13 protein-coding genes are annotated in these 11,149 nt (G+C 69.1%); 6 read left to right on the forward strand and 7 right to left on the reverse strand.

What is annotated here, in order from left to right:
* Positions 1 to 7 precede the first annotated feature (7 nt).
* Both ACWEGE_RS34105 and ACWEGE_RS34110 read right to left on the reverse strand, forming a co-directional pair.
* On the reverse strand, positions 8 to 358 hold the full coding sequence (locus ACWEGE_RS34105; RefSeq protein ID WP_449664613.1) for a hypothetical protein: 351 nt from the start codon (positions 356 to 358) through the stop codon (positions 8 to 10).
* Positions 339 to 977 carry a TetR/AcrR family transcriptional regulator gene (locus ACWEGE_RS34110; protein ID WP_449664581.1) on the reverse strand — a complete coding sequence of 213 codons (639 nt, stop codon included), beginning with the start codon at positions 975 to 977 and terminating at the stop codon, positions 339 to 341. Before ACWEGE_RS34110 ends, ACWEGE_RS34105 begins: the two co-directional genes overlap by 20 nt.
* Positions 978 to 1,156: 179 nt before the next feature.
* Between ACWEGE_RS34110 and ACWEGE_RS34115 the strand changes: the two genes are divergently transcribed.
* The 4 genes from ACWEGE_RS34115 to ACWEGE_RS34130 all read left to right on the forward strand — a co-directional run bounded on the left by ACWEGE_RS34115 (position 1,157) and on the right by ACWEGE_RS34130 (position 4,953).
* Positions 1,157 to 2,377, forward strand: coding sequence for a cytochrome P450 (locus ACWEGE_RS34115; RefSeq protein WP_449664582.1), 1,221 nt, complete (start codon positions 1,157 to 1,159; stop codon positions 2,375 to 2,377).
* 10 nt (positions 2,378 to 2,387) lie between these two features.
* Complete coding sequence (locus ACWEGE_RS34120; RefSeq protein ID WP_449664583.1) at positions 2,388 to 3,578, forward strand: cytochrome P450; 1,191 nt, start codon at positions 2,388 to 2,390, stop codon at positions 3,576 to 3,578.
* A 36-nt stretch (positions 3,579 to 3,614) separates the two neighbouring features.
* Entirely contained in the window at positions 3,615 to 3,809 is a 195-nt protein-coding gene (locus ACWEGE_RS34125) for a ferredoxin (RefSeq protein WP_449664584.1), read from the forward strand.
* 136 nt (positions 3,810 to 3,945) lie between these two features.
* A complete protein-coding gene (locus ACWEGE_RS34130; RefSeq protein WP_449664585.1) occupies positions 3,946 to 4,953 on the forward strand; it encodes a hypothetical protein in 1,008 nt (335 codons plus the stop codon).
* Between the two features lie 66 nt (positions 4,954 to 5,019).
* Here the strand turns inward: ACWEGE_RS34130 and ACWEGE_RS34135 are convergent, their stop codons facing one another.
* The 4 genes from ACWEGE_RS34135 to ACWEGE_RS34150 are packed head-to-tail and all read right to left on the reverse strand — an operon-like array spanning position 5,020 to position 9,113.
* Entirely contained in the window at positions 5,020 to 5,853 is an 834-nt protein-coding gene (locus tag ACWEGE_RS34135; RefSeq protein WP_449664586.1) for a carbohydrate ABC transporter permease, read from the reverse strand.
* Positions 5,850 to 6,782: a carbohydrate ABC transporter permease gene (locus ACWEGE_RS34140; protein WP_449664587.1), complete on the reverse strand. Its 933-nt coding sequence runs from the start codon at positions 6,780 to 6,782 to the stop codon at positions 5,850 to 5,852. The genes ACWEGE_RS34135 and ACWEGE_RS34140 overlap by 4 nt, the downstream gene beginning before the upstream one ends.
* Entirely contained in the window at positions 6,782 to 8,122 is a 1,341-nt protein-coding gene (locus ACWEGE_RS34145) for an ABC transporter substrate-binding protein (protein ID WP_449664588.1), read from the reverse strand. Before ACWEGE_RS34145 ends, ACWEGE_RS34140 begins: the two co-directional genes overlap by 1 nt.
* On the reverse strand, positions 8,109 to 9,113 hold the full coding sequence (locus tag ACWEGE_RS34150) for a zinc-dependent alcohol dehydrogenase family protein (RefSeq protein ID WP_449664589.1): 1,005 nt from the start codon (positions 9,111 to 9,113) through the stop codon (positions 8,109 to 8,111). The genes ACWEGE_RS34145 and ACWEGE_RS34150 overlap by 14 nt, the downstream gene beginning before the upstream one ends.
* A 129-nt stretch (positions 9,114 to 9,242) precedes the next feature.
* Here ACWEGE_RS34150 and ACWEGE_RS34155 point away from each other — a divergent pair, with 129 nt between their 5' ends.
* A complete protein-coding gene (locus ACWEGE_RS34155) occupies positions 9,243 to 10,235 on the forward strand; it encodes a sugar-binding transcriptional regulator (RefSeq protein ID WP_449664590.1) in 993 nt (330 codons plus the stop codon).
* Between the two features lie 112 nt (positions 10,236 to 10,347).
* A complete protein-coding gene (locus tag ACWEGE_RS34160) occupies positions 10,348 to 10,947 on the forward strand; it encodes a hypothetical protein (RefSeq protein WP_449664591.1) in 600 nt (199 codons plus the stop codon).
* Positions 10,948 to 10,950: 3 nt separating this feature from the next.
* Here the strand turns inward: ACWEGE_RS34160 and ACWEGE_RS34165 are convergent, their stop codons facing one another.
* Positions 10,951 to 11,097, reverse strand: coding sequence for a hypothetical protein (locus ACWEGE_RS34165; protein ID WP_449664592.1), 147 nt, complete (start codon positions 11,095 to 11,097; stop codon positions 10,951 to 10,953).
* Positions 11,098 to 11,149 lie beyond the last annotated feature (52 nt).

Here is an 11,149-nt window from a genome sequence, read left to right on the forward strand (position 1 = left end):
GTCCGGGTCACTGGTGGCGAACTCCGGCGTGCGGCAGTTCCGGACCGGCGTCGTCGACGGTGGCGTCGGCGTCGGCGGCGGTGAAGCCGCAGGTGGGGGCGAGGAAGGGGCAGCCGAAGCCGACGTCACGGACGCCGTGGGCGCGGCCGATGAGGAGGCCGGCGGCGAAGGTGTTGGCACCGGCGCGGCCGCGACGCCGTCGACAGGCGCGCCGCCGCACCCGGCGACCGGCAGGAAGCAAATCGCCAACAACACGGCCATTGTTCTTCGTCGCATTTTCCCGCCCGCGGCTGCAATTCGGCAGAACGAGGCGGAACCCTAACACGGAAAACCGTGGATCAGTCCGGGTCGAGGTCACCGGAGGTGATGGGACGGCCGGGCAGCGGGGAGCCCGGCCGCGCGCTGAGACCGTCGATCATGATGCCGACGCACCGGCGCGCCGCCATCTCCGCGACCTCCGGCGTCTTCGCGCGCGCCTGGCGCAGCAGCGTCGCGAACAGGATCGCGATGTCGCCCGCGCCGACGTCGTCACGGAGCTTGCCCTCCTCCTGCGCGCCCTCGACGAAGGCGTCGAGGACCTCCAGGATCTCGTCGCGCAGCCGGCGGACCTCCGGGTCACTTTTGAGGATGACCAGCGCCCGGTGCGACACCATCGCCAGCTGCACGCTCAGCTGCAGCTCCACCGACTGCCGCAGCAGCCGCTCGAGCGCGCGCCACGACGACGTCTCCTCCGCGGCGATCACGCGCGCGTCGATCAGCACCCGCTCGAAGTTGTCCATGGCGACCGCGCGGACCAGCGCGTCGCGGTCCGGGAAGCGGCGGTACAGCGTGCCGACGCCGACGCCGGCCGCGCGGGCGATCTCCTCCATCGGCACCTCGGGACCGGAAACGGCGAAGATGCTCTTCGCGGCGGCCAGGATCTGGTCGCGGTTGCGGCGCGCGTCCGCCCGCAGGGTGGTCTCGGGGTCTGCCGTCATGCCGTTCGCCTTCCGCTGAATCGCGCGGGGTGATTCTCGCATGGTCAGGGAGCCACGCACTCCCTCCTCGAACGGGTAGCCGGCATCTAGTGGACGACTTCCTTCCGCTTCGGTACCTTGGACCAGAGAACCGGAATGTAATCCTCCGCATACTTTCCGTCCGATTTAGGGGGTTCGAAATGACCGAAGTGGCCGAGCCTGCGACCCGCGGCGACACCTTCCCGCTGACCCGCACCTGCCCGTTCGCCCCGCCGCCGGCCTACGAAAAGCTCCGCGAGGCGGGTCCGGTCCAGCGCGTCGGGCTGCCCGACGGCTCGGAGGCCTGGGCCATCACCCGTCTGGAGGAGGTCCGGCAGATGCTGACCGACCCCCGGTTCAGCTCCGACCGCTTCAACCCGGGCTTCCCCATCCTCACCAAGGACGGCCGTCCGATGCGCCGCCGCTTCACCGCTTCGCTGATCAACATGGACCCGCCGGAGCACGGGGCGGCCCGGCGCGAGGTCGTCGGCGAGTTCACCGTCAAGCGGATGAAGGCCCTGCAGCCGCGCATCCAGCAGATCGTCGACGAGCACATCGACGCGATCCTGGCCGGGCCGAAGCCCGCGGACCTGGTCTCGGCGCTGTCCCTGCCGGTGCCGTCGCTGGTCATCTGCGAGCAGCTCGGCGTCCCGTACGCCGACCACGACTTCTTCCAGTCCCGCAGCTCCACCCTGCTGAACCGGGAGGTGACGCAGGAAGTGCGGGTGCAGGCGGTCGAGGAGCTGCAGAACTACCTCGACGAGCTGGTCTCGGCGAAGGAGGCCGACCCGACCGACGACCTGCTCGGCCGCCAGGTCCTCAAGCAGCGCGAGGAGCACGGGGACGTCGACCACGACTCGCTGGTTTCGCTGGCTTTCCTGCTGCTCCTCGCCGGGCACGAGACGACGGCGAACATGATCTCCCTCGGCACCGTGGCGTTGCTGGAGAACCCGGACCAGCTCGAGATCATCAAGAACGACCCGGGCAAGACCCTCGACGCCGTCGAGGAGCTGCTGCGGTACTTCACCATCGCCGAGTTCGCGACCTCGCGCGTCGCCACCGAGGACGTCGAGATCGGCGGCCAGCTGATCCGCGAAGGCGAAGGCGTGCTCGGCCTGAGCTATTCCGGCAACCGCGACGCGGCCGCGTTCGACAACCCGGACGAACTGGACATCGAACGCGGGGCGCGCCACCACGTGGCCTTCGGGTTCGGTCCGCACCAGTGCCTCGGCCAGAACCTGGCCCGGATGGAGCTGCAGATCGTCTTCGACACGCTCTTCCGCCGCATCCCGGGGCTCAAGCTCGCCACCCCGGCGGACCAGCTGCCGTACAAGCACGACTCGTCGATCTTCGGTCTCTACTGCCTGCCCGTGACCTGGTGAGGGAGACGTCATGACCGCCGTCCACGAATTCCCGATGACGCGGACGTGCCCGTTCGCGCCACCGCCGGCGTACGCCGAGATCCGCGAGGAGGAGCCGGTCACCCGGGTGCGGCTGCCCGAGGGCAAGCAGGCCTGGGTGGTCAGCAGGCACGAGGACGTCCGGACCGTGCTGAACGACCGGCGGTTCAGCGCCGACCGGCAGCACCCGGACTTCCCGCAGCTGATCCCGGGGTTCCGGCGCCCGGACGACGAGCGCACCATGATCACCATGGACGCGCCGGAGCACGGGCCGGCGCGCCGGGCCGTGCTCGGCGAGTTCACCGTGCGCCGGATGGAGGAGCTGCGGCCGCGCATCCAGGAGATCGTCGACGAGCGGATCGACGCGCTGCTGGCCGGCCCGAAGCCGGGCGACCTGGTCGAGACGCTGTCGCTGCCGGTGCCGTCGCTGGTCATCTGCGAGATGCTCGGCGTGCCGTACGCCGACCACGACTTCTTCCAGGTGAACACGGCGAAGCTGCTCAAGCGCGCGACGCCACCGCAGGAACGGCGGGCCGCGGCCGAGTCCGTGCGCTCCTACATGAGCGACCTGATCGGCGAGAAGGAGGCGAACCCGCCGGACGACCTGCTCGGCCGGCAGATCGTCAAGCTGCGCGAAGAGGGCACCTACCGGCGGGCCGCGCTGGCCGCGACCGGGTTCCTGCTGCTCGTCGCCGGGCACGAGACGACGGCGAACATGATCTCCCTCGGCACCCTGGCCCTCCTGGAGAACCCGGACCAGCTGGCGCTGATCAAGGACGACCCGGGCAAGACCCTCGACGCCGTCGAGGAGCTGCTGCGGTACTTCACCATCGTCGACGCCGCCACGGCGCGGCTGTGCGTCGAGGACGCCGAGGTCGGCGGGCAGCTGATCCGGGCCGGCGAAGGCGTGCTGGCGCTGGGCTACGCGGCCAACCGCGACGAAGCCGCGTTCGAGAAGCCCGACGAGCTGGACATCGAACGCGGCGCGCGCCACCACGTCGCCTTCGGGTTCGGCCCGCACCAGTGCCTCGGCCAGAACCTGGCCCGGATGGAACTGCAGATCGTCTTCGACACGCTCTTCCGCCGCATTCCCGGGTTGCGGCCGGCCACGCCGGTCGGTGAACTGCCGTTCAAGGACGACGCGGGTATCTACGGCCTGTACCGGCTGCCGGTGACCTGGTAGAGACGAACTGCCAAACCACCACAGGAGAAGAGGACCATGAAGATCATCGCGGACACCGGCAAGTGCGTCGGCGCCGGTCAGTGCGTACTCACCGAGCCCTCGCTGTTCGACCAGAGCGAGGAGGACGGCACGGTCATCGTGCTCGACGACCAGCCCGAGGGCGACCTGGTCGAGAAGGCCCGTGAAGCGGTGCACGTCTGCCCGAGCCAGGCCCTCTCCCTCCAGGAATAGCCCTCCCGCGCTCGTGAGTGGTAAGGCGGGTTCTAACCCGCCTTACCACTCACGACACTTATCCACATCAGTTTCCGTTATCCACAGATTCAGGATGTGCTCACAACCGCGCGTCTAAAGGCGCCATGGTCGAGACATGCCTCTGCACACACGCTGGTCGGCCGACCGCCTACCGGACGGAGCCCGCCCCAGCTGGCAACCGCTGCTCGACGCCCAACACGGTGTCGTCAGCGGTGAACAGCTCCGCTCGTACGGCCACACCAGAGCGGACATCGAGGCCAACGTCGTGGCCGGCCGGTGGCAACGCGTGCTACCAAGGGTCTACGCGACATTCACCGGAGAGCTGCCCCGGCCCGCCCGCTTGTTCGCGGCTTTGCTCTATGGCGGCGCGAACGCCGTCCTCAGCCACCACACGGCAGCGGAGGAATGGGGGCTGATACCCCTGGCGGATCGGCCGGCGGAGATCACCGTGCCGTACACCAGTTCCGCGATCTCGCAGCGTCCCCTCGTCGTCGTCCACCGTTCGCGAGCGCTGCGGTATACGACGCTGGCGACCACACCAGCCCGGACCCGCAAACCCGACACGATTCTCGATCTGGCGGTTTCGCAGCCGACCGCACGGGAGGCGACGTTGCTCGTCGTCGACCTGGTGAGCCGGAGCTCGATCCCCGTCAACGACGTTCAGGATTGCCTGCTGCTGCGGCCGCCGTACCGCTATCGTGCCGCCATTCGCCGTGGACTCGGCCTCGTCGCCGACGGGCTGATGTCAGCGCTGGAAGTCGAGTACCTCGAGAACGTCGAAGACCGCCACGGGCTACCTCGCGGCGAACGACAGACGCCTTTCATCGTCGACGGGAAGACATTGTGGGAGGACGTCACCTATGACGTTCACGGCGCCGCAGTCACGATCCGGCTTGACGGTCGAGCCACACATGCAACCGGCGGCGTCGCATTCCGGGACCGTCGCAGGGACAACGCTGCCGAGCTCGCAGGTCGAGCGCGCCTCGTCTACGGCTGGCAGGACGTTCGATCATCGCCGTGCGCGGTGGCAGCGGAAGTGCGCAAGATCCTCTTGCGCGAGGGCTGGTCACCCGAGGGAAGCCGAGCAACGACTTGTCGACAATGCCGGCCACCCCGGTCGTGAGTGGTAACGCGGGTTAGAACCCGCGTTACCACTCACGACAACCCAGCCACCTACTCAACGGGACTTCTACTTGACCGCGCCCATGGACAGGCCGCGGACCAGGTGGTTCTGCGCGATCCAGCCGACGATCATCACCGGCAGCGACGCCAGCAGGGCCGCCGCGGACAGCTGGGCCCAGTACAGGCCTTCGCTGGTGATGAACCCGACGAGGAACACGGGAACCGTGCCGGCCCGCGCCGCGGTCAGGTTGACCGCGTAGAAGAACTCCGTCCAGGAGAAGATCACGCAGATCAGCGCGGTCGCCGCGATCCCGGGCGCGACCACCGGCATGATGATCTTGCGCAGCAGCGTCGGCAGGTTGGCGCCGTCGATGCGGCCCGCCTCGATCATCTCGTGCGGCACCTCGAGGAAGAACGACCGCATCATCCAGATGGCCAGCGGCAGGTTCATCGAGGTGTACAGGATGACCAGCGCCCACACCGTGTCGAGCAGCTCGGTGTTCTGCGAGATCACGTACAGCGGGATGATCGCCGCCACGATCGGCAGCATTTTCGTCGAGAGGAAGAAGCCGAGCGCGTTCGACGTGCCTTTGACCGGCGCCAGCGACAGCGCGTACGCGGCCGGGACGCCGAGGAGCAGCACCAGCAGCGTCGAGAGGATCGTGACGAACGCCGAGTTCGACAGGTACGGCAGGAATCCGCCGCTCAGGACGTTGCCGAGCTGCTCGAACGTCGGGGTGAAGAACAGCTTCGGCGGGTCGGTGTAGGCGTCCGCCTCCTGCTTGAACGCCGTGAGGATCATCCACAGCAGCGGGAAGACGAACAGGATCGCGATCACCCAGGTCGCGACGGTCAGCGAGCCCTTGCCGTAGTGGCGCTTGCGATGGACGACGGTGGTCACTTGATGCCTCCGCTCACCGAGAAGGTCCGGAACATCAGGCGCAGCGCGAAGGTCGCCACGATCATCGTCAGGATCACCACGATCACGCCCATCGCCGAGGACTGGCCGACGTCGAAGCCCTCGAACGCGCGCTGGTAGATGTAGTACGGCAGGTTGGTGCTCGCCGTGCCCGGGCCGCCCTGGGTCATCAGGAAGATCGCGTCGAAGCTGTTCACGATGTAGATCGCGCCCAGCAGCGTGGCCAGCTGCAGGAACCGGGACAGGTGCGGCAGGGTGATGGAGACGAACGTCCGCCAGCGACCGGCACCGTCCACATTGGCCGCTTCGAGCACGTCCTTGGCCTGGCTCTGCAGGCCGGCCAGGATGAGCAGCATCATGAACGGCGTCCACTGCCACACGATCTGGGCCATCACCGACGCCAGCGGGAACTCCGAGAGCCAGTCGACGTCGGTGCCGAAGACGAAGTGCAGCAGCCCGTAGGTCGGGTCGAACATCGTCGTCTTCCACAGCAGCGCGCCGGCCGCGGGCAGGATCAGGAACGGCGTGATCAGCAGCGTCCGGACGACGCCGCGGCCGAGGAACTTGCGGTCGAGCAGGATGGCCAGGCCGAGGCCGAGCAGCAGCGCGACGAACACGCACACCACGGTCAGCAGGACCGTGTTGAGCAGCGCGACCAGGAACGTCGTGTCGCTGAAGACGTCGACGTAGTTCTGCAGGCCGACGAAGTGCCGGGACCCGGGCCGGACCAGGTTCCACGACTGGAACGAGTAGAACACGGTGAGCAGGAACGGCAGCTGCGTCACCGCGATGACGAAGATGAGCGCGGGCAGCAGCGGCAGCCGCCGCTTGGCCGTGGTGCTCAGGCCGCGTTTCTCCGCGACCTTCTCCTGGGTGGTGGACGTGGGGGTGGATACGGAGAGCGTGGACATCACTGCACCGCCTTGTACGAGTCGCCCACGGTTTGCGCGTAGTCCTGGGACTGCTTCAGCGCGTCTTCGACGGATTCGCGGCCGGCGATCGCGGCCGACAGCTGCTGGCTCACCCGGGTGCCCAGGTCCTGGAACTCGGGGATGCCGACGAACTGGATGCCGGGGTAGGGCACCGGGTTCGCCATCACCTTCTGCTGGTTGGCGTCCGCGATGCCGTCCAGCGTCGGCTTCGCGTACGCCTTCGCCGCGTCGGCGTACTCGGGGATCGCGTACGTCGACTGGCGGACGCCCGGCGGGACGCGGTTCCAGCCGTAGGTCCGGCCGACCTTCTGCACGTACGCCTTGTCGGTCATCCAGGCCATGAACTTCCAGGCCGCGTCCTTGTCCTTGGCCACCTTCGGGATGCCCAGGGCCCAGGTGTAGAGCCAGCCGCTGGCCTGGGTCTTGACCACCGGGGCGGGCGCGTAGCCGGACTTGCCGACGATCTTGCTGCTGGAGGGGTCTTCGTTGGTGCCCGCCATGACCGTCGCGTCGTACCACATCGCCGCGTTGCCCTGCGTGTAGCGCGTGCCGCACTCGGAGAACCCGGCGCTGGAGGCGCCGACTTCGCCGTGCTCGCGGATCAGGTTGACGTAGAAGTTCGCGGCCTGCGTGAACTCCGGCGAGGTCAGCTTGGCGTTCCAGTTCTGGTCGAACCACTGCGCACCGAAGGTGTTGGCCACGGTCGTGAACGGCGCGAGGCTCTCGCCCCAGCCGGGCTTGCCGCGCAGGCAGATGCCCGCGACGCCGGCGGCCTTGTCGTCGAGCTTCGCGGCGAAGTCCGCGATCTGCTGCCAGGTCGGCTTGGCAGGCATGGTGATCCCGGCCTTGTCGAAGAGGTCCTTGCGGTAGGCCAGGAACGACGACTCGCCGTAGAACGGCACCGCGTACATCTGGTTCTTGTAGGACAGCGAAGTCTTGATGCTGGGGATGAAGTCGCCTTCGTCGTAGCCGGGGGTGGCCGCCATGTGGGGTTCGAGGTTCTCGAGCCAGCCGTTGGCCGCCCACTGCGGGGCCTCGTAGTTGCTGATCATGACGACGTCGAACTCGCCGCCCTCGGTGGCGGTCGACGCGGTGATCTTCGCGCGGGCCTGGTTTTCCGGCAGGGACACGAACTTGAGGTTGATCCCGGTGGCCTTCTCGAACTCGGGCGCGAGCGAGATGGCGTCCTTCATCTGCGGGTTGGACACGATGGCGATGACGAGCGTCGAGTTGCCGGTGCCCAGCGAGCCGGCGCCCGCGCAGCCGGTGGCCAGCAGCGACGTCGCCGCGAGGAGGGTGAGGAGCTTACGCACGGCCACCTCCGGGGAGGACTTGCACCTTCAGGCCCGCGCCGCTGCGCATCTTGGCCAGCGCCTCGGGGTACTGCTCGAGCGGCAGGGTGTCGGTCAGCAGGGCGTCGGTGTCGATCGCGCCGGACGCGACGAGGTCGAGGGCGGCGCCGAAGCTGTGCAGCACGGCCATCGAGCCGACGACGGTGATCTCGTCGTTGTAGATGCGGAACGGCGAAAGCGCGACGCGGGCTTCGGCCGGGGCGACGCCGAAGACGAGCAGCCGTCCGCCTCGCCGGATCGCGTCGAAGGCGGCCTCGATGGCGGGCGCGGCTCCGGTGCAGTCGACGGCGACGTCGAACTTCTCGCCGTTCAGGTCGCTGACGTCTCCTGCGGTGGCGACGGCACCGAGGCTCGCCGCCCGGGGCAGCCGGTCGGGGTTGCGGTCGACCACCGTGACCTGCGCGCCCGAGCGCTGCAGCAGCTGCTGCATGATCAGGCCCATGGTGCCGGCACCGACGACGAGGAAGCGTTCCCCGGCCTCGACACCGACGCGACGCACGCCGTGCACCGCACAGGAAACGGGCTCGACCAGCGCGCCCTGCTCCCAGGTCATCGAGTCCGGCATGCGGTAGCAGTTGGCCGTCGGGACGGCGACGAACTCCGCGAAGGCGCCGTCGACGGTGTCGCCGGTGGCGTTCCAGTTGGCGCAGAGGTTGCCGTGGCCGGCGCGGCAGGGGCCGCAGTAGCCGCAGAACAGCGACGGGTCGACGGCCACCCGGTCGCCGACCTTCCACTCGCCCGGCACGTCCGCGCCGAGCTCGACGATCTCCCCGGCGAACTCGTGCCCGGGGACGATGGGGTACGGGGTGGGCGGGAAGTGCCCGTCCGCGATGTGCAGGTCGGTGCCGCAGATGCCGCACGCTCCGACCTTGACGACGACCTGACGTTCCCCGGGTTTCGGATCGGGCACCTCGCCGACCCTGATCTCACCGGGCCGGTCGACGATGGCGGCACGCATGCCTTACCCCTTCCTCGCCGCTCATATGAGCAACATTGACCTATCGCGTCGAGAACATGTGAAGGCATTACAGGTCTGACGTCGGTATTACGTCAACCTTTCGGCTGGATTTCGCGCTATTATGCTCAGATGAGCGCTTCCCGTAAGGACGCTTCGCTGACTGAGGCGATGCTGCTCGCCACCGTCGCCCGGCGCTTCTACGTGCAGGGACGCTCCAAGCTGGAGATCGCGGGCGAGTTCGGCGTCAGCCGGTTCAAGGTGGCGCGGATGCTCGACACGGCCATGGAGTCCGGCCTGGTCAGGGTGGAGTTTTCGCTGCCGGCGCCGGTCGACCTGGCGCTGTCGGACGAGGTCCGCTCGGCGTACGGCCTGGAGCGCGCCCTGGTGCTCGAACGCTCAACCGAGCGCGAGCCGAAGGAGGTCGTGCGGGCGAAGATCGGCTCGCTGGCGGCCCGGCTGCTGGAGGAGATCGCGGTCCCGTCCGACGTGATCGGGCTGTCGTGGGCGCGGTCGGTGAACGCGATGACGGAAGCGGTCCGGGCGCTGCCGCGCTGCCCGATCGTCCAGCTCTGCGGGGTGCAGGCCGGGATGGACATGCGCGGCCGGTCGGTGGAGACGGTCAGCCGCGTGACGTCGGTGTCCGGCGGCGACGCGTACCCGATCTTCGGGCCGCTGGTGCTGCCGGACCGGCGCACGACGGAGACGCTGCGGCGCCAGCCGGGCATCGCGGAGACGTTCGGCCAGTTCCGCCACCTGACGAAGGCGGTGGTCAGCATCGGCGCGTGGCAGCCGGGCGAGTCGACGGTGTACGACGCACTGGACGAGGCCGAGCGCGCGGCGATCGCGGCCCGCGGGGCGACGGCCGAGGTCGCCGCGCGCCTCTTCGACGCCTCGGGCAACGCGTTGTCGACCGGCTTGGCCCACCACGTCCTGGCGATCAGCCACGAGGAGCTGATGGCGGTCCCGGAGGTGATCGCCCTGGGCTACAGCAAGCCGAAAGCCGCGGCAGTCGACGCGGTCCTCCGCTCGGGCATGGTCTCGACCCTGATCACGGACGCCGCCGCGGCGGTCCCGCTGCTGGCGCTGGCGGCGAAGAACCCGCCGGTACTCCCCCAGGCGTAGCTCGTCGCCGGAGCCGTACCCCACCGGGCGCAGCCGCCGGTGTTCTGCGTCCGGGACAAAACCCGGGTCGGGCCCGATGTGCTCGACCCCGCGGTTCACGAGCCTGGAGCACGTGAAGACTTCTCCCCGCCGGCGGCAGGCCGTCGTCTGGTTGCACGTCGTTTCGTCCGTCGCCTGGATGAGCCAGGCCCTCGCGCTGGTCGTGCTGATGTCGTCGGGCGCGCCCGCGATGGCCGACCGGCTCGACTCCGTCTTGCTCGCGCCCATGGCCAACGTCTCGGCGTTCACCGGTCTCCTGCTCGCCGGCGCGACGGCCTGGGGCTACTTCCGGCATTGGTGGGTGCTCACGAAGTTCGCGCTGACGTTGCTCCAGCTCTACGCCGGGATCTTCCTGCTCTCGCCCGCGCTCCGGGAGTCCGCCGACACCGGCACCGTCGCCTGGGCGCAGGTCGCCGGAGCGTCGCTGATGGCGAGCGCGCTCGCGTTCCAGGCGTGGCTGTCCGTCGCGAAACCGGGCCGCAGGACGCCGTGGTCGCCCACCGCCAAGCCACCGACCGCACCGGGCTGGGTGTTCGTGGCCGGGATCGGCGCACCGGCGTTCGACGTCGCCGCCGGGCTCGCCCTCGGCTACCCGCTGCCGGCGGCGGAGCTGATCACGCTGGTCGTGTTGCTCGGCTTCGAGCGGCGACGACGGCTCGCCCCGGTGGGCTGAGCCTCAGAGGCCGTATTCGATGGCGGTGGCGTCCGGGCTCGCCAGCAGGGCGTACTCCACCATCGACGCGGCCGACGCGGCCGGGGCGACAGCCACGACGACCGCCGCGGCGAAGAAGAGCCCGGCCAGCACGCGCTTGAAGTTCCCCATGGTCCCCTCCCGGGTCGCGAAGCTTCCACGCTAACCCGAAACCGCGCCGCCG

Source organism: Amycolatopsis sp. NPDC004747 (assembly GCF_053601335.1).